Origin of the sequence: Rathayibacter sp. AY1C6 (assembly GCF_002931535.1) — a bacterium.
Lineage (GTDB): Bacteria > Actinomycetota > Actinomycetes > Actinomycetales > Microbacteriaceae > Rathayibacter.
Genome location: NZ_PSWC01000006.1, coordinates 138,186 through 155,375 on the forward strand (window position 1 = coordinate 138,186; position 17,190 = coordinate 155,375).

Below are 17,190 nucleotides of genomic sequence, written 5' to 3' on the forward strand. Positions count from 1 at the left end.
TCGTCCTGCGCGCCTGCGCTGCTCCGATCCCACCGCTCCGGCCCGGGCCGCACCACGGTCATCCGACTCGATCCGCGCCCCGACGACCGGCCCGGGTCAGCCGCCCAGGCCCTCGAGCACGTCCCGCGAGGGCACGAAGTAGACCCCGCCGGTCGTCGCGGTCGAGAAGTCGAGGAGGCGGTCGTGCCGGCCCGCGGGCACGCCGACGAACATCCGCGTCAGCATCGTCTCGATCACCGACAGGTCGGCGGCCAGGCCGAGGAAGTACGTGCCGAACTCGCCCTTGCCGGGCCGGCCGAAGGGCATGTTGTCGCGGAGGATGTCGTGCTCGGTCCCGCCGGCGTCGACCACGGTCGCGAGCCCCTTGTGCGAGAGCTGCGCCGGATCGTCCTCGCGCTCGACGTTGTCGGCCTTGCTCCGGCCGATGACCCGCTCCTGCTGCTCGGTGGTGAGCGCGTGCCAGGCCGTCAGGTCGTGCAGGTACTTCTGCACGACCAGGTAGCTGCCGCCCGCGAACGCCGCGTCCTCCGCGCCGATCAGCGCGACGCGGGGCAGCGCCTCCCCGGTCGGGTTCTCGGTGCCGTCGACGAAGCCCAGCAGGTCGCGGTTGTCGAAGTAGCGGAAGCCGACCACCTCGTCGCGGACGACGACGTCCTCGCCGAGCGCGTCGAGCAGGAGGCGCTCGAATTCGAAGCAGGCGTCGTCCCGCTCCGCCCGGATGTGGAACAGGAGGTCGGTCTGCGTCGAGACGGCCGTGTGCGCCGCGCCGACCACCTCCCGGAACGGGTGCAGCTGCGCGGGGCGCCCCTCCCCGCCGAAGCGGTCCCACGCGTCGCTCCCGATCCCGACCAGGCAGGAGAGGCGCAGGCCCAGGTCGCGGAAGCCGACCGCGCGGAGGATCCCGCCCACGTCGGCGACGACGTCCCGCACGCGGTCCGCGGCATCCTGCCCGCCGACGATGTCGAGCGAGAGGAAGACGGCGGACCGGCTGAGCGGAGCGACGACCGCCTGCGGCTCGATCGGGACGCGGTCCTCGACGGTCACCGGAGCACCGCCGGCCGGGGCGTCGTCGTCCTGGGCGTCGGCAGGGCCGTCGTCGTGGGCGTCGTCGTGGGCATCGCGACCTCCGATCCGCGCGCCGCGGGAGGGCGCGTCCGCCGCGATCCTGTCAGCGTCCGCGGTGCCGGTCACGAGTCATCCGACCCCACTCGGCGAGCGCGACCGGCGGCCCCGGCACCGCCCGGGCGACCAGGTCTGGACGATCGTCGGAACATCTCCCCGCGCTCTTCAGGGAGCGCTCCCACGCCCCTATCGTGGAGCCGCTCCCCACCCTCATCCGGGGAGGCACCACCTTGGACACGACCCGGGCCGGGCTCGGGATCGACACGAGCACGGAGGTTCGAAGATGCCGTTTGTGACCACGGACGACGACGTCGAGATCTACTACAAGGACTGGGGCAGCACCGACGCGCAGCCCATCGTCTTCCACCACGGCTGGCCGCTGTCGTCCGACGACTGGGACGCGCAGATGCTGTTCTTCCACGCGCACGGCTACCGCGTCATCGCGACCGACCGCCGCGGGCACGGACGCTCGACCCAGGTCGGCACCGGACACGACATGGACCATTACGCCAGCGACGTGAACGCGGTCGTCGAGCACCTCGACCTGCGGAACGCGATCCACATCGGCCACTCCACCGGAGGCGGTCAGGTCGCGCGCTACGTCGCGAAGTACGGCGAGCCCCAGGGTCGCGTGGCCAAGGCCGTCCTCGTCTCGTCGGTCCCGCCGCTGATGGTGCAGACCGAGGCGAACCCCGAGGGCACGCCGATCTCGGTGTTCGACGGCTTCCGCGACGCTCTCGCGGCGAACCGCGCCGAGTTCTACCAGGCCGTGGCCTCCGGGCCCTTCTACGGCTTCAACCGCGAGGGCGTCGAGCTCTCGCAGCCCGTGGTCGACAACTGGTGGCGTCAGGGCATGACCGGATCCGCGCTCGCGCACTACGAGGGCATCAAGGCCTTCTCGGAGACGGACCAGACCGAGGACCTGAAGGCGATCACCGTCCCCGTCCTCGTCACCCAGGGCGACGACGACCAGGTCGTCCCCTACAAGGACGCCGCGCTGAAGCAGCACGAGCTGCTGCAGAACTCGACGCTCAAGATCTACGAGGGCTACCCGCACGGCATGCTGACCGTCCACGCCGACGTCATCAACCCCGACCTGCTGGCCTTCATCCAGGAGTAGCGCGGCACGCTCGCAGGCGCGTCCCGGCCGTTCCGGGGCGCGCCTGCGCGTCTGCGCTCGAACGGGGGCCGGGCGCCCCTGCGAGCGGAGTCCCGCCTCAGACGTCGGCGCCCGCGTCCCTCCCGAGCACCGCGGCGAGCTCGCCCCGCCCGCCGATCCCGAGCTTGCGGTACGCCGCGTACAGGTGCGCGCCGACCGTGCGCGGCGAGAGGAACAGGTTCTGCGCGATCGCGCGGTTCGACAGCCCCGTGCTCGCGAGAGCGCAGATGCGCAGCTCCTGCGGGGTCAGCGTGGCAGCGGCCGGCGACGGCGCGTCGGCGATCCTCCCTCCGGCGGCCCGGAGCGCGTCACGGGCCCGATCGGCCCAGGCGTGGATCGGCAGCTCCTCGAGCATCGCCAGCGACTCGCGGAGGAGGGGCCGCGCCTCCGCCGCCCGACCGGCCCGGCGCAGCCCGTCGCCCACGAGCAGCAGCGCCCGCGCCCGCACGTACGGGAGCGGCGGCGGAGTCCGGCGGAGCAGCCCGGCCGCGGCGTCCGGCGCTCCGTCGGCGAGCGCCACGGCGATCTGCGCGTACCGGAGGGCCGCCTCGATCATCGGCTGGTGCCAGCGCTCGAAGAGCGATTCCAGCCTCGCGGCGTGCAGGCGCACGACTCCGACGTCCCCGATCGCGAGAGCCGCGTCGACGAGATCGGGCGTGGTCAGGATCGCGAAGCCGGGGTTCAGGGAGTCGTCGTCCGTGTCGAGGAGGGGCAGGAGCTCCGGCACGGCGTCGCCCGGTCGCGACTCGAGGACCGCCACCGCCGCTCGCGATCCGCGGAGCGTCGCCCGCATCACGCTCGAGCAGAGGACGGCCGCGCCGATCGCGCTGCCCGCGCTGATCGCCTCGGGATCGGGCGCGACGCCCTCCATCGCGTCGAACCAGGCCAGGCAGGCCCGGGACGCGGTCTCGAAGCCGACGTCCCCCAGGTCGCTCCCGAGGACGAGCGCCTCCTCGGCGAAGGAGCGGGCGCGCGAGAAGCGGCCGGCGAGCGACGTGGTCATCGAGGCCGCGAGGAGCGCCTGCGGGAGGATCCGGATGTCGCCGCGCGCGCGCAGCCCGGTGATCGCCTCCTCCAGGAGCTCCCGGGCGACCTCGACCTCGCCCGCCGTGTTCAGCGCGTAGCCGAGCCACCACGCCTCCTCCGGACCGCTCGCCCCGCCGGCCGCCGCGAGCGCCCGGCGGACGACCTCGTCGCCGCGGGCGATCGGCTCGGTGACCGCCGCGAGCAGGACGGCGCGCGGGTCGGAGTCGTCGAGGGCGAGCGCGCGCACCGCCTGGATCATCGGCTCCCCGGGCGACGCCTCGCGGTTGTGGTCCCAGGCGATGGCGGCGAGGTGCAGGAGCGCGGCGGTCGCGGCGTCGACGGCTCCGTGGCTCTGCAGCGCCGTCACTGCGGCGAGCGCGGGCGAGAGGTCTCCCCGCGAGAGGGCCGTGCGCCCGGTCGGCAGCGTCTCGCGCGTCCAGGCGGCGCGGGCGGTGAGCACCGGATCGACGGTCTCGCCCGCCGCGCGGTGCACGAGCAGCGCCGCCTCCGCGGTCCGGCCGGCGAGCCCGGAGTACTCGGCCGCGTCGATCAGGCGCGAGACGCGCAGCGGCCCCGCGGGGGTCAGCTCCGCCGCCCGCTCCATCGCCTGAGCCGCCAGGACGACGTCGCCCGTCGCGAGGCCTGACGCCGCGAGACCGGCGAGCTCCTCGCCGACCGGCCCGTCAGAGCCGGTCGCGAGCTCCGACCGCCACCAGAGCGTCCGGCTCGGGTCGTCGCGGTGCTCCTGGACGAGCGTGCGGAGCACGGCCGCGCGCTCGGAGGGGCGGCTCACGCTCGTCACCGCGGACTGCACGAGAGGGTGCCGGAAGCGGAGTCCGCTCCCCGGCGTCCAGCTGAGCAGCGACGCGGCGACGGCCCGGTCGATCCAGGAGGGGTCGGGGTGGCGGCCGATCGCCAGGTTCGCCAGCCGGCTCGCCTCCTCCGCCGTCGCGACGTCGCCCAGCGCCACGGCCAGCACGGCGAGCCGCGAGGGCTGGTCGAGCTCGGCGAAGCGCTCGGCGAAGGCCGATTCGAGGCGTCCGGTCACCGCGCGGTCCTCCGCCTCGTCGGCGGACGGGTCGCGTCCGGTCAGCTCCACCAGGGCGAGCGGATTCCCGCGGGCGAGGTCGAGCAGAGCGCGCCGGGCGGCGCCGCGAGGAGGATGCGGGAGTGTGTCGAGGAGAGCGGCCGAGTCGGCGGCCGACAGCGGCCCGAGGTGGAGGTGCTCGAGGCCGGAGTCCTCCTCGGGCCGGTCCCTCGTGGTCATCACGACGACGACGCGGTCCTCGCCGATGCGCCGGGCGAGCATCCGCAGCGCCCACGCCGACTCCGGGTCGATCCGGTGCAGGTCCTCCACGACGACCAGCAGGGGCCGATCGGCGGCGGCGTCGCTCAGGAGGGTCAGGGCCGAGAGGCCGGCCAGGAGCGGCGTCGGCTGCACTCCGTCCGCCAGGTGGAAGGCCACGCGGAGCGCGTCCTGCTGCGGCAGGGGCAGGCCGTCGAGGCCCGGGCGGAGCGGGTGCAGGAGGAGCTGCAGCGCCGCGTACTGGTCGCCCGACTCCGCTGCGGAGCCCGCGGTCCGCAGCACCCGCACGTCGCGTGCGCGGGCGTGGGCGACGACCTCCTCGACCAGGGTGGTCTTGCCGACCCCGGCGTCCCCGTCGATGACGAGCGCCGACCCGTGGGCGGCGATGCCGTCGACCATCAGCCGGAGCCGCGCGAGCTCCGATCCCCGACCGACGACGAGCGCGTCCCGCTTCACGCGTCGAGTATCGCACCCTCGCGCAGACACTCCTCGACCCGGTGACGGGCCCGGATGAAATCGATCGCGGCGGCCGCGGCGCTGCCGGGGGCGCCGAAGAAGGAGGTCAGGAAGTGGTCGCCTCCGTGCACCTCCAGGGTCTGCCAGCGGAAGGCGATGAAGCCGAAGGGGTCGACGCGCACCGGGGACGAGCCCTCGCGGAGCGGATACGCCTCCTGGCTCGCCCAGACGCGGCGGAACACCCGCGAGCGGCCGCCGAGCGAGGCGACCAGGACCCGCAGACGCGGGTCCATCGGGTCGGAGTGGAAGCGGAGGGCGGCGGTCATCACGGCGATCGTGCGGTCCCAGTCCTCGTGCCGCTCGGCGTCGGTCTCGAGCGCCGCGGCGTCGACGACGGCCTCGATCATGTTGGTCCCCTGCTCGCAGGCCAGGGGGAGGAACAGGCGGCCGAGCTCGTTCACGGCGACGAGGTCCTGGTAGCGGTCGACCACGTAGGCGGGCGTCGTGGTCCAGGACGAGACCATGCTCGTCAGGCTGCCGACCTGCGCCGGGGTCGGCCCGGCCTGCGCCCAGCCCGGCGAGCGGCGCGGCGCGGCGTGCCCGCCGAGCCGGAAGAGGTAGTCGCGCCCGTCCGCGTCGAGACGGAACGCGCGGGCCAGAGCGTCCAGGACCTGCGCCGAGGGGCGGCGGTCCTTGCCCTGCTCGAGCCGCAGGTAGTAGTCCGGGCTGATCCCCGCGAGCACGGCGACCTCCTGGCGGCGCAGCCCGCTGACGCGGCGCCTGCCGTCGGCGCCCAGGCCGACCTCGTCGGGGCGCAGCCGGTCGCGGTGCCCCCGGAGGTAGGCGCCGAGCCGCGCGGTGTCCGTGTCCACGATCCCGCCCTTCTCTCCCTTCGAGGCTAGGGAGGAGGCGGGCCCGACTCCACGCGACGCCGACCTAGATCCGCGGCGGGAGTACCTAGATCGGCGGGGCGTGCTTCCGGGTGGGGGCGGTGCGCGGCGGGGTGCGGAGGAGCGCACCGGCACTCGGCGCACCCCTCCGCGGTCAGGCGACTCCGCGGTCAGCTCAGCTCCGCCGCGGCGTCGGCGATGACCCGCGCGACCTCCTCCGGGTGCGAGCGCATCACCAGGTGCGGCGCGTCGAGCTCGACGACCGAGCGCACGCCCGCCCGCCGGTAGCCGAACCGCTCGACGTCCGGATTGATCGTCCGGTCCGCGGCGGCGACGACGCCCCAGCTCGGCCGGGTCCGCCAGGCGGCGACGGGAGCGGCCTCGCCGAAGGCCAGAGCGGCGAGCGGGCGCTGGCCGACCGCGAGCACGGCCGCCTCGGCCGGGTCGATCCCGGCCGCGAACACCTCCGGGAACGCCGACACCGCGACCGACACGTCCGTGCCCGGCTCCGCCCCGTCGATCGGGAACGGGGTATAGACGAGGTTCGCCGGGAGGTCGGAGTCGGGGAAGGCGCCCTGCAGCTGCCCGAGGCTCTCCCCCTCCTCGAGCGCGTAGGCCGCGAGGTAGACGAGGCCGACCACGTTCTCGGCGGCGCCCGCCACCGTGATCACGGCGCCGCCGTAGGAGTGGCCCGCCAGCAGGACCGGCCCGTCGAGCTGCTCCACGAAAGAGCGGACGTACTCCGCGTCGCCCAGCAGGCTGCGGTTCGGCACGGCCGGGACGCGCACGGCGTGGCCGGCGTCGAGCAGGATCCGCGTGACCGGGGCGAAGCTCGCGGCGTCGGCGAACGCTCCGTGGACGAGGACGATGGTGGGTGCGGGCATGGGGTGTCCTTCCGGTCGGGCTGCGGTCCGGCAGCCGGCTGCGCAGCCGATCCGGACCCGGGCCGAACCTAGGACGGCGGACGGCGCGCGTCGTGACCCCGCGACTCCCCTGCCGACCGGGCGGCCGCCTGTCGCCCGCCCGAGGACACGCTCCAGCGCTCGTCCCGCCCGCTCACGGCGGGCCCGGCCCGCTGCAGCGTCCGCGTCCTGGTCCCGGCGGGGTCACCCTTCGACGGCTGGACCGCCCGGGATCGCGGCGCGGTCGGCCAGCGGCCTCTCCGGCCGGATCGCCGGCGACAGCGGCGGATCGGCTCGCGGACTCCTGCGGCTCGAGATCCGGGCCGCGGCGCGTCAGCTCGCGAACTCCTCCGGCCAGCCCAGCGCGGCCAGCGACCGGCGCACGCGCTCGATGTCCTCCTCCGAGGGCAGCTCCGAGGTCACTCCGGCGATCGCGGTGCCGACGTCCGCGCGGGAGGCGGGCGCGTCGGCGGCGAGACCGGCGGCCACCTCGGCCACCTCCTCGTCGCTCAGACGGCGGCGGAGGAGCGCCAGCAGCGGCACGAAGTCCTGCTCGGGCAGCCCGGCCGGATAGCCGGCGCGCAGCCAGCGGACGATGCGCGCGACCAGGCCCTCGCGGGTGTCCGGCTCGGCCAGCGACTCCGGGCCCGCCAGCGGCCAGCCCGCGCTCGCGAGCCGCGAGGAGACGCGGGCGACGTCCTCGGGCATCGCCGGTCCGAGCAGCAGCTGCTCGATCCGCTCGCGGACCACGGCCCGTGAGACGACCGTCTCGGCCCGCTCCGACTCCGACAGGAGCCGCGCGACGACCTGCTCGACCTCGTCCGTCGTGAGGCTGCGGCGCAGCAGGCCCAGCAGCGGCAGGTAGTCCTGCTCCGGCACGCCGGACGGGTAGCCCGCGCGCAGCCAGCCGACCACGCGGGCGACGATCCCCTCCCGCGCCGCGATCGGATCGGTCGAGGCCATGCTCAGCCCTTGGGCACGAAGGTCGGGATCACGTGCTCGAAGCTCACCGACTGGCCGAGGCCCGTCGCGATGATGACGCTCAGGCCGATCACGACGGAGCCGACGACGAGGGCGAAGCAGAGCACGCCGATCCCGCGCAGCACCGGGGCGGGCAGACCGCTCCGGACCGCGGGGGCGTCCGACCCGCCCGAGGCGGGAGCACCGGCGGCGACGGCGAAGGAGCGGACGCCGACGGCGAAGAGCACGGGCAGGCCTGCTCCGAGGAGCACGGCGACGAGGGCCACCTGGCCGGCGGCGGAGAGGAAGAGGGAGAGCACGGTGCGGATCCTTTCGCTCAGACGCCGGCGGTCTCGGGCGCGGGGCGTGCCGCCGCGTCCTGCCACTCGTCGTTGACGTTGTGCGCGCCGATGCTGTCGCGGCGCGAGCGGATGTAGATGAGGGAGGCGACGGCGACGAGGATCGCGGCCATCAGGAGGCCGCCGGCCGCGCCTCCGACGAGGTGGCCGATCCACCACATCACGGCGCCGACGAGGGCGGCGGCCGGGAGCGTGATGACCCAGGCGATCACCATGCGCAGCGCCACGCGCCAGCGCACCTGCGCTCCGGGGCGGCCGACTCCGGAGCCGAGGATCGAGCCGGTCGCGACGTGGGTGGTCGAGAGGGCGAAGCCGAGGTGGCTGGAGGCGAGGATGACCGCGGCGGAGGCGCTCTCGGCGGCCATGCCCTGCGGGGTGTCGATCTCGACGAGGCCCTTGCCGACGGTGCGGATGATCCGCCAGCCGCCGATGTAGGTGCCGAGCGAGATGGCCAGCGCGCAGCTGAGCTTGACCCAGAAGGGGACCGACTCGGTGTCGCTCCAGCCGCCGGCCGCGATCAGCGCGAGCGTGATCACTCCCATGGTCTTCTGCGCGTCGTTGGTGCCGTGCGCGAGCGAGACGAGGGAGGCGCTGCCGATCTGGCCGAAGCGGAAGCCGCGGTGGAGGCTCTTCTCGGCGAGGTTGCCGATCACGCGGAAGACGAGCCAGGTGCCGATCGCCGCGACCGCGCCGGCGAGCACGGGCGACATCAGCGCCGGGAGGATCACCTTGCCGACGACGCCGTCGAGCTTCGTGCCGTCGCCGGCCCAGTTCACGCCGTTGAGGCCGAGGCCCGCGAGAGCGGAGCCGATCAGGCCGCCGAAGAGGGCGTGCGACGAGCTCGAGGGAAGGCCGAGCAGCCAGGTCAGCAGGTTCCAGACGATGCCGCCGATGAGGCCGGCCAGCACGATCAGCAGCAGAGCGGATCCGCCGTCCTCGAGCAGCGCCGGATCGGGTGCGCCCGAGGAGTCCTGGATCTTCACGACCGCGTTGGTGACGGTCAGCGCCACCTCGATGCTGAGGAACGCACCGACGAGGTTCAGCGACGCCGAGAGGGCGACGGCGGTGCGGGGCTTCAGGGCACCGGTCGCGATGGACGTGGCCATCGCGTTCGCCGTGTCATGGAAGCCGTTGGTGAAGTCGAAGGCGAGGGCCGTGACGACGACGAGCGCGAGCAGGATGAAGGGATCCACGCAGACATGATGCTCCCGCGGCGGGAGGCGTTTCGGCGTGGTCGCGAGGCTTCACCTGCTGTTCACCTCGCGGGGCACGCCAGCCCGAGTACCCTGTGCGGATTCTCAGGCGGGCGGCGCATCGGCGGGTGCGATTCTCCTGAGCCCGCACCGGCATGCGGCGCTCAGACGGGTGCGCTCAGGAGGCCGAGCGCGGCATCGGCGGGGTGAGGTCCGGGGTGTGCGCGGGGTCGGAGTCGGGGGCCGGCTCCTGCTGGGCGGCGGACCCGGCCGCGGCACCGGCGTCCTCGGCGGACTCCTGATCCTCGGCGGGCTCCTGCGAGCCGGGAAGCGGCGGGGTGAGGTCGAGGGCGCCGACCGCCGGCTCGGCGGCGTGCTTCGGCGTGGTCGGGCGGTTCTCGGCCGCGGCCGCCTTCTTCGCCGCCTTCTCCTGGGTCCGCTTGAGCTTCTCGGTCTGCTCGGCCAGCTTGCGGGCCTTCTTGCGCAGCTTCTTGCTGGAGTCGCGGACCGCCTCGTGCGCCGCGCGCACCGACTTCTCGGCCTTCTTCAGCGCCTTCTTCGCGCGCTTCTGCGCCGCCTTGTCGCGTGCGTCCTTGTCCTTGCCGGTCCCGGCCATGTCCGCTCCTCCGCTCGTCGACCGCTCCGGCCGACTCCCCCACGCTACCGAGCGGCACCCGCCCCGCGAACCCGCTGGCGAGCGCGCCCGGGCCGCGCTAGGCGCGCGGGCGGCGGCCGTTCTGCGCCCGTGCCGTCCCGCCTCCCCTTCCCCCTGGTCGCCGCCTCTCCTCCTTTCTCCTCGGCTCTCGCTTCAGCCCTGCGGTGCCGTTCGCGGCTGGGAGTCGCGGGCGAGTGACCCCGCGACGGGCGCGGGTTCGGCAGGCTGGGGGCATGGTCTTCCAGCACGATCCCGGCGGCTACCAGGGCCGCGCCGGCCTCCGGCGTCCCGTGCGCGGGCCCAGGCGCGACAAGTGGATGTGGTGGCGCCTGGGCTCCGGAGTCGCGGCGACGGTCGCCGGCGTGATCGCCCTGCTCGTCTTCACCGCCGACCGCTGAGCACGCCCGCCGGCGACCCGGCGCACCCCCGCCACCCCGGATCGAGAGCCGATCGATGCGCTCAACCGCTTGACTCCGGAGGTTTCTCTCAGGTCGGATCCGGCGGAACGCGGGTAGTTTGGAGGGTCGCATCGGCTCAGCCGTGCGATCAGCCCCACTGCCCCACCCGGCGCTCGCCTCCCCCCTCGAGCGTCGGCAGACCTGGAACCTCCTCTGCATGCACCGTTCGTCACGCACCTCGACTCCCACCCCCGCAGGAGCCGAGACCGGCAGTCCGTCCGCCCTCCCGACCCGTCGCTCGCTCCGTGAGCAGGAGTCCCGCAGCCGCCGCCCCTCGCGCGGCCCGTCGCGCCCCCGCGTCTCCGCCGTCGCCGCGATGACCCTCGTGGCCGGCATCGCGATCACCTCGACGATGCCCGCGTTCGCCGTGGGCGGCACCGCCGACTCCGAGCTGATCCGCGACACGGCCACCGCCGTCGCCGCGGCCCGCCCGCAGAGCTTCGTGGCGGCCGGAGTCGTGCAGCAGAGCGTCACCCGCGACGCCTTCGCCGCCGAGGCCAAGCCCGAGGTCCTCGTCCCCACCGCGTCCCTCGACGCGATCACCGCCACCTCCGGCGAGTCGACCGCGGCCGCCGCGGGAGCGTCCGGAGCGTGGGTCGTCCCGATCTCCGGCCACATCAGCAGCAGCTACGGCCCCCGCCCCGACGCGCCGGTCGCCGGCGTGAACCTGTTCCACAAGGGCACCGATCTCGCCGGCGCCTGCGGCACTCCCGTCCTCGCGGCCTCCAGCGGCACCGTCGAGGAGGCGTCGTACCAGGGCAGCTACGGCAACTGGATCCTGCTCGACAACGGCGGCGGCATCGAGACCGGCTACGCCCACAACAGCGAGCTGATGGTGTCGGTCGGCGAGACCGTCACCGTCGGCCAGGTCATCGCGCTGCGCGGCTCGACCGGCGCCTCGACCGGCTGCCACCTGCACTTCGAGACGCGGGTCGACGGCGAGGCGGTCGACGCCGTGCCGTTCATGGCCGAGCTCGGCGTCCCGATCGGCTGACGCCCCGGGCGACTCGAGAACCCGGACGTCGCGGTGGCCGCTCTCGACCACCGCGACTTCTCTGTTCTCGTGAGCGCGCAGGCCGGCGTCAGGGCCCGGGGACCGTCCGCGCCCCGGTCGAAACGGCGGCCGACCAGTGCGCGTCGTCCGGCACCGTCGTCACCCTGATCTCGGCGTCCTGCTCGACGGCGATCTGCATGGTGCCCGTGTTGCCGCCTCCCGTGCCGGTGCGGGTCGTGCTCGGGCTGTAGACGCACGACGATCCGCTCGTCATCAGGCCGACGACCTCGATCGTCACCTCGGCGTCCGCGGTGTCGCAGGCGACCGAGACGGTGATGTGCAGCGGATCGCCGCTGAGGTACACGGTCTGCGGATCGACGGGGCCGACCTGGTCGGTCCACCGCACGGCGGCGGTCGCGCCCTCGGGCAGCGTCACGGGCCCGAGCGGAGCCTCGGTGGGCGTCGCGGTCGGAGCGGCGGTCGTCGGAGCAGCGGTGCCGGGAACGGCGGGTGTCGCCTCCTCCGCCTGGTCGGCGCCGCTCGTGCAGCCGCTCAGAGCGAGCGCCGCGAGCAGTGCCGAGGCGCCCAGCACGGTCGCGCGCCGTCCGGCCCGGAGCCCCGTCGCCCGGCGCGGAGCGGTCGTTCTCGTGGTGTCCATGGTGGTTCCCCCTGTCCACTGGCGTCCCTCCGGTCTACCCGAGCCCGCGCGGCCGCGGACGGCACTCTGCGGCGGTTGCCAGGGTCGGGAGCCGTGCTGCGGAGCGATGTGGAGCTCCTCCTTACCGGCGCGGCGGCCCGTCGATCCGCTCGGGTGCCGCGGATGATCGGCACCGGGCGGATCCGACGCCCGCCGCACCCGGCGCACCCCGCCGAGCCGCCCCTCTGCACCCGGAAGGCACCGCCATGATCGCCTCGAACACCTACCCCTTCGCCGGACGCACCGTCCTGGTCACCGGAGCCGGCTCCGGCATCGGCCGCTCCATCGCACGCGCCTTCCTCGAGCAGGGCGCGAGCGTCGCGGTCGCCGGGCGCACCCCCGCCACGCTCGAGGAGACCGTCGCCGGCTTCCCGGCCGGGCGCGTCCTGGTCGTGCCCACCGACGTCTCGGTCCGAGCCGAGGTCGACGCGCTCGTCGAGGGCACCGTCGCGAGGTTCGGCGGGATCGACGTCCTCGTGAACAACGCGGCCGGCCACCTCGGCGGCCCGATCGAGGAGGTCGAGGACGACGCCTGGCGCTCGCTCTTCGCCACGAACGTCGACGCCCTCTTCTACGCGGTGAAGGCGGCGCTCCCGCACCTCAAGGCGAGCCGCGGCAACATCGTCGTCGTCTCCTCCGTGTCGGGCATCCGCGGCGACTGGGGCCAGGCCGCCTACAACGCGACCAAGGGCGCGATCACGACCTTCGTGCAGTCGCTGGCCCTCGACTTCGGCGCGCACGGTGTGCGGGTCAACGCCGTCGCGCCCGCCTTCACGCAGACGCCGCTGACCGAGTCGATGGCCTCGACCCCCGAGGAGCTCGCGCCCTTCATCGACCGCATCGCCCTCGGACGCCCCGGGCAGCCGGACGACATCGCCCCGCCGGTGCTGTTCCTCGCCAGCGCGGACGCGGCGTACATCACCGGCGCGATCCTCGCCGTGGACGGCGGGACGAGCGCCTCGACGGGGCAGCCGCACCTGTAGGCGGGCGTGCGGCGGATCGGGGTCGGGGGGGGGCGGGGGCTCTGCCCAGAACCCGAGTGCTCGCATCGGATCCTGCGGCGCCGCTCGCGAGGGTCCACGGGCTCGACTGCGGGCGCCCACGGCCCGGATCGCTCCATCCCTGATCGCGCACTCAGACTCAACCGACACCTGTGGCGTATCGTGGAGTCAATTGCATGCAGACGCATGGATACGGACTCGCCGACCGCACGGCCTCCGAGCCCATCCCTCTTCGAGCAGGAGTCGTCATGACCACCACCAGCACCCGCTTCACCGACCGCGTCGTCCTCATCACCGGAGGCGGATCCGGCCTGGGCCGCGCCGCCGCCGTCCGCCTCGCCCAGGAGGGCGCGAAGCTCGCCCTCGTCGACATCTCCGAGCAGGGCCTCGCCGCCACGGTCGACGTCCTGCCCGAGGGCACCGAGTCGATCACCGTCCTCGCCGACGTGTCGAAGGAGGCGGACGTCGACGCCTACGTCGCGCGCACCCTCGAGGCCTTCGGCCGCATCGACGGCTTCTTCAACAACGCCGGCATCGAGGGCCGCCAGAACCTCACCGAGGACTTCACGGCCGACGAGTTCGACAAGGTCGTCGCGATCAACCTCCGGGGCGTGTTCCTCGGCCTCGAGAAGGTGCTGAAGGTGATGCGCGAGCAGGGCTCGGGCATGGTCGTCAACACCGCGAGCGTCGGCGGCATCACCGCGATCGGCAATCAGTCCGGCTACGCGGCCGCCAAGCACGGCGTCGTCGGCCTCACCCGCAACTCCGCGATCGAGTACGGCGAGTTCGGCATCCGCATCAACGCGATCGCGCCCGGGGCCATCTGGACCCCGATGGTCGAGAACTCGATGAAGCAGCTCGACCCGCAGAACCCGCGCAAGGCGGCCGAGGAGTTCATCCAGGTCAACCCGACCAAGCGCTACGGCGAGGCCGACGAGATCGCCTCGGTCGTCGCCTTCCTCCTCTCGGACGACGCCTCCTACGTGAACGCGACCGTCCTCCCGATCGACGGCGGTCAGTCCATCAAGTACTGAGGTCCCGCGGAGGGAGCGGAGGGAGCGGAGGGAGCGCCTGCTGCGGCGGCGAGCCCTCCGCTCCCCCCGCTGACGCCGTGTCGTTCGTGGGACGGACTCGGCCGCTCCTCCACAGGTGCCTCCTCCGACGCGCGTTCCCACCCGGCCTCCGTCGCGCAGCACCCGGCTCCGCGGCGGGAGCAGAATGGGGTCGGTCCCGCCAGCGTCCGGACCTCGACCGCTACGGAGACATGCATGAACCCCACCGGGAGCTTCCGCGCCGCCCGCGACACCCTCCTGCAGCACCGCACCGATGCGGTCGCCGCGAACGAGAACTTCCAGTGGCCGGACGTCGGGCCCCGCTTCAACTGGGCGGTGGACTGGTTCGACGCGATCGCCATCGGCAACGAGCGCCCCGCCCTCTGGATCGTGGAGGAGGACGGCTCCGAGGAGACGTACTCCTTCGACCGGATGCGCTGGCGCTCCGACGAGGTCGCCGCCTGGCTCCACTCGGTCGGCGTCGAGCAGGGCGATCACGTGATGCTCATGCTCGGCAACCGCCTCGAGCTGTGGGAGTCGATGCTCGCGATCATGAAGCTCGGCGCGGTCATCCTCCCCACGACGACCCTGCTCTCACCCGCCGATCTGGCCGATCGCCTCGAGCGCGGCGAGGTCGCGCACGTCATCGCGGACGCCTCCGAGACCGCCAAGTTCGACGAGATGGAGGGCGGCTTCGGCCGCATCGCGGTCGGCGGCGCCGTCGAGGGCTGGCTCGACTACGCCGACTCGCTCGAGCCCTTCGGCATCAGCCCGACCGTGGTCGTCCAGAGCTCCGATCCGTGCCTGATCTACTTCACCTCCGGCACCACCTCGAAGCCCAAGATGGTCGTGCACACGCACGAGTCGTACCCCGTGGGGCACCTCAGCACGATGTACTGGCTCGGCGTGCAGCCGGGCGACGTGCACATGGCGATCAGCTCGCCGGGCTGGGGCAAGCACGCGTGGAGCTGCTTCTTCGCGCCGTGGAACGCCGAGGCGACGGTGTTCGTCTACAACTACAGCCGCTTCTCCCCCACCACTCTGCACCAGCAGCTCGACCGGGCCGAGGTCACCACGTTCTGCGCGCCGCCGACCGTGTGGCGGATGCTGATCCAGTCGGCGCTCGGAGCGAAGCCGCGCGCGCTGACCGAGATCCTCTCGGCGGGCGAGCCGCTCAACCCCGAGGTCATCGCGACCGTCGAGCGGGAGTGGGGCCTCACGATCCGTGACGGCTACGGCCAGACCGAGACCACCGCGATCATCGCGAACCCGCCCGGCGCCCCCGTGGTCCCCGGAGCGATGGGCCGCGCGCTGCCCGGCGTCGCGATCGCCCTCGTCGATCCGCTGACCGGCGAGCCCGCCTCCACCGGCGAGATCTGCCTCGACCTGTCCGTCGAACCCGTCAACCTGATGTCCGGCTACCTCGGCGACGAGGACCGCACCGAGCGCGCCCGCGCCGACGGCTACTTCCACACCGGCGACGTGGCGGCCCGCGCGGTCGACGGCACGATCACCTTCGTGGGCCGCACCGACGACATCTTCAAGTCCTCCGACTTCAAGATCTCGCCGTTCGAGGTCGAGAGCGTGCTGCTGCAGCACCCCGCCGTCGCCGAGTCCGCGGTGGTGCCGGCTCCGGACGAGGTGCGCCACAGCGTGGTGAAGGCGTACGTCGCCCTCGCCGAGGGCTGGGAGCCGACCGCCGAGACGGCGAGCGCGATCTTCGCCCATACCCGCGAGCTGCTCTCCTCCTTCGAGCGGGTGCGGCGCCTCGAGTTCCACCCCCTGCCCAAGACGATCTCGGGCAAGATCCGCCGCGTCGAGCTGCGCGAGCGCGAGGAGGAGGCGTTCCGCCGCGGCGAGGAGATCCCCACGGAGTGGCGCGCCGACCGCCTCTAGCCGCGGGGGCCCTCGTTCGCCGGGACACCGCCGAAGCACCGCCGAGACGGCGGCGTCTCGGCGAGGCGGTGGTGTCTCGGCGGGATGCGGTGGGCCGGGACGACGGCCGCCGGTGACCAGCGGAAGCGGGTGCCGTCAGCGCGGAACCAGCGCGGCGTCGGCGGCGTCCGGATCACAGGCAGGCGATCAGCTCGGCGTCAGCGTGGGCGGACGGCGATCAGCTCGCCGTGGTCGCGGACGCCGGGGCGCTGCGGCGGAGGGAGTGGGTCACCTCGAGGCCGGCCTGCTCGGCGAGCACGCGCATCTCGGCGAGCGGGTGAAACCACGCCGGTGCGACGGCGTGCGCGAACGCCTCCGTGCGCGGCCCTTCGAAGAAGCCGATCAGCAGGCTTCCGCCCGGTCGGAGGTGCGCGGCGAGCGCCGCGACCGCGCCGGGCAGCTCCGCCGGCGGCAGGTGGATGAGCGAGTACCACGCGAGAACGCCCCCGAGGCCGTCGACGTCGAGCTCGAGCGCCGAGCCGAGCCGGAACGGGACGTCCGGGAACCGCGCTCGAGCCAGAGCGACGAACTCAGGCACCGGATCGACGCCGATCGCGGCGGCTCCGCGGCGCTGGAGGAACTCCGTCCAGTGCCCGGGCCCGCAGCCCACGTCGGCGACCGTGCCCTCCAGCCCGTCGGCCCACGACCCGATCAGCTCGCGGTCGGCCGCGGGCCCCGCGTCGACCGATCCGAGCAGCGCCGCGTACTCCTCCGCCCGCGCGCCGTACGCGTCCCGCACCTCGTCCATCCGGTGAGCGTAGGCCGTCACCAAACGGGGCGCAGCGGGCACTCGGAGGCGCGTGGCACGTTCCGCGGTGCCGTTGGCGCAGCTCGGCGGCACGGTCCACTGGCGCGTTCTGACGTTCTGGCGCGCCTGCCTCGTGAGCGTTCGCGCCCGGCCTCCCGAGGCGCTCCGCGAGGACGGATCATCGAGGTGCCGCGCGCCCCGTCCCCGCCCCGAAGGAGACCCGATGACCCCTGCCGACGCCGACGAGCAGGGGGAAGACGAGGGCGGCGGCGGGCAG

General features: G+C 73.9%; 16 protein-coding genes. 6 read left to right on the plus strand and 10 right to left on the minus strand.

Features of this window, described 5'->3' with window-relative positions; genetic code table 11:
- Positions 1-96 precede the first annotated feature (96 nt).
- Entirely contained in the window at positions 97-1,191 is a 1,095-nt protein-coding gene (locus C5D36_RS06025) for a Dyp-type peroxidase (RefSeq protein ID WP_308471294.1), read from the minus strand.
- 214 nt (positions 1,192-1,405) lie between these two features.
- Here C5D36_RS06025 and C5D36_RS06030 point away from each other — a divergent pair, with 214 nt between their 5' ends.
- Complete coding sequence (locus C5D36_RS06030) at positions 1,406-2,242, plus strand: alpha/beta fold hydrolase (RefSeq protein ID WP_104224006.1); 837 nt, start codon at positions 1,406-1,408, stop codon at positions 2,240-2,242.
- Between the two features lie 97 nt (positions 2,243-2,339).
- On the opposite strand, the gene C5D36_RS06035 is transcribed toward C5D36_RS06030, so the two are convergent.
- The 7 genes from C5D36_RS06035 to C5D36_RS06065 form a co-directional block, all read right to left on the minus strand.
- Positions 2,340-5,069: an AAA family ATPase gene (locus tag C5D36_RS06035; RefSeq protein ID WP_104295419.1), complete on the minus strand. Its 2,730-nt coding sequence runs from the start codon at positions 5,067-5,069 to the stop codon at positions 2,340-2,342.
- Positions 5,066-5,941 (minus strand): helix-turn-helix domain-containing protein, encoded by an 876-nt coding sequence (locus C5D36_RS06040; RefSeq protein WP_181072790.1) that lies wholly within the window; start codon positions 5,939-5,941, stop codon positions 5,066-5,068. Before C5D36_RS06040 ends, C5D36_RS06035 begins: the two co-directional genes overlap by 4 nt.
- Positions 5,942-6,129: 188 nt before the next feature.
- The gene (locus tag C5D36_RS06045; protein WP_104295421.1) at positions 6,130-6,843 is read right to left on the minus strand and encodes an alpha/beta fold hydrolase; all 714 of its coding nucleotides are present in this window, start codon (positions 6,841-6,843) and stop codon (positions 6,130-6,132) included.
- Positions 6,844-7,194: 351 nt separating this feature from the next.
- Positions 7,195-7,824: a DUF3349 domain-containing protein gene (locus tag C5D36_RS06050; protein WP_104224010.1), complete on the minus strand. Its 630-nt coding sequence runs from the start codon at positions 7,822-7,824 to the stop codon at positions 7,195-7,197.
- Between the two features lie 2 nt (positions 7,825-7,826).
- Positions 7,827-8,141 carry a hypothetical protein gene (locus tag C5D36_RS06055; protein WP_104227380.1) on the minus strand — a complete coding sequence of 105 codons (315 nt, stop codon included), beginning with the start codon at positions 8,139-8,141 and terminating at the stop codon, positions 7,827-7,829.
- A 17-nt stretch (positions 8,142-8,158) separates the two neighbouring features.
- Positions 8,159-9,373, minus strand: coding sequence for an inorganic phosphate transporter (locus tag C5D36_RS06060; RefSeq protein ID WP_104224012.1), 1,215 nt, complete (start codon positions 9,371-9,373; stop codon positions 8,159-8,161).
- A gap of 178 nt (positions 9,374-9,551) precedes the next feature.
- On the minus strand, positions 9,552-9,989 hold the full coding sequence (locus C5D36_RS06065; protein WP_104250455.1) for a hypothetical protein: 438 nt from the start codon (positions 9,987-9,989) through the stop codon (positions 9,552-9,554).
- 272 nt (positions 9,990-10,261) lie between these two features.
- On the opposite strand from C5D36_RS06065, the gene C5D36_RS16775 reads away from it, so the two are divergent.
- Both C5D36_RS16775 and C5D36_RS06070 read left to right on the plus strand, forming a co-directional pair.
- Positions 10,262-10,426, plus strand: coding sequence for a hypothetical protein (locus C5D36_RS16775; protein WP_159940529.1), 165 nt, complete (start codon positions 10,262-10,264; stop codon positions 10,424-10,426).
- A gap of 217 nt (positions 10,427-10,643) precedes the next feature.
- Positions 10,644-11,480, plus strand: a complete 837-nt coding sequence (locus C5D36_RS06070) for a M23 family metallopeptidase (protein WP_104295422.1) — start codon at positions 10,644-10,646, stop codon at positions 11,478-11,480.
- 88 nt (positions 11,481-11,568) lie between these two features.
- Here C5D36_RS06070 and C5D36_RS06075 read toward each other — a convergent pair whose 3' ends face one another.
- The gene (locus tag C5D36_RS06075) at positions 11,569-12,138 is read right to left on the minus strand and encodes a hypothetical protein (protein WP_104250457.1); all 570 of its coding nucleotides are present in this window, start codon (positions 12,136-12,138) and stop codon (positions 11,569-11,571) included.
- A gap of 245 nt (positions 12,139-12,383) precedes the next feature.
- On the opposite strand from C5D36_RS06075, the gene C5D36_RS06080 reads away from it, so the two are divergent.
- The 3 genes from C5D36_RS06080 (at position 12,384) to C5D36_RS06090 (ending at position 16,126) form a co-directional block, all read left to right on the plus strand.
- Positions 12,384-13,160, plus strand: a complete 777-nt coding sequence (locus tag C5D36_RS06080; protein WP_258062877.1) for an SDR family NAD(P)-dependent oxidoreductase — start codon at positions 12,384-12,386, stop codon at positions 13,158-13,160.
- Between the two features lie 266 nt (positions 13,161-13,426).
- Complete coding sequence (locus tag C5D36_RS06085; protein WP_167299040.1) at positions 13,427-14,212, plus strand: glucose 1-dehydrogenase; 786 nt, start codon at positions 13,427-13,429, stop codon at positions 14,210-14,212.
- Positions 14,213-14,446: 234 nt separating this feature from the next.
- A complete protein-coding gene (locus tag C5D36_RS06090; protein WP_104295423.1) occupies positions 14,447-16,126 on the plus strand; it encodes an AMP-binding protein in 1,680 nt (559 codons plus the stop codon).
- A gap of 217 nt (positions 16,127-16,343) precedes the next feature.
- Here C5D36_RS06090 and C5D36_RS06095 read toward each other — a convergent pair whose 3' ends face one another.
- Positions 16,344-16,913: a trans-aconitate 2-methyltransferase gene (locus C5D36_RS06095; RefSeq protein WP_258062878.1), complete on the minus strand. Its 570-nt coding sequence runs from the start codon at positions 16,911-16,913 to the stop codon at positions 16,344-16,346.
- Positions 16,914-17,190: the final 277 nt, after the last annotated feature.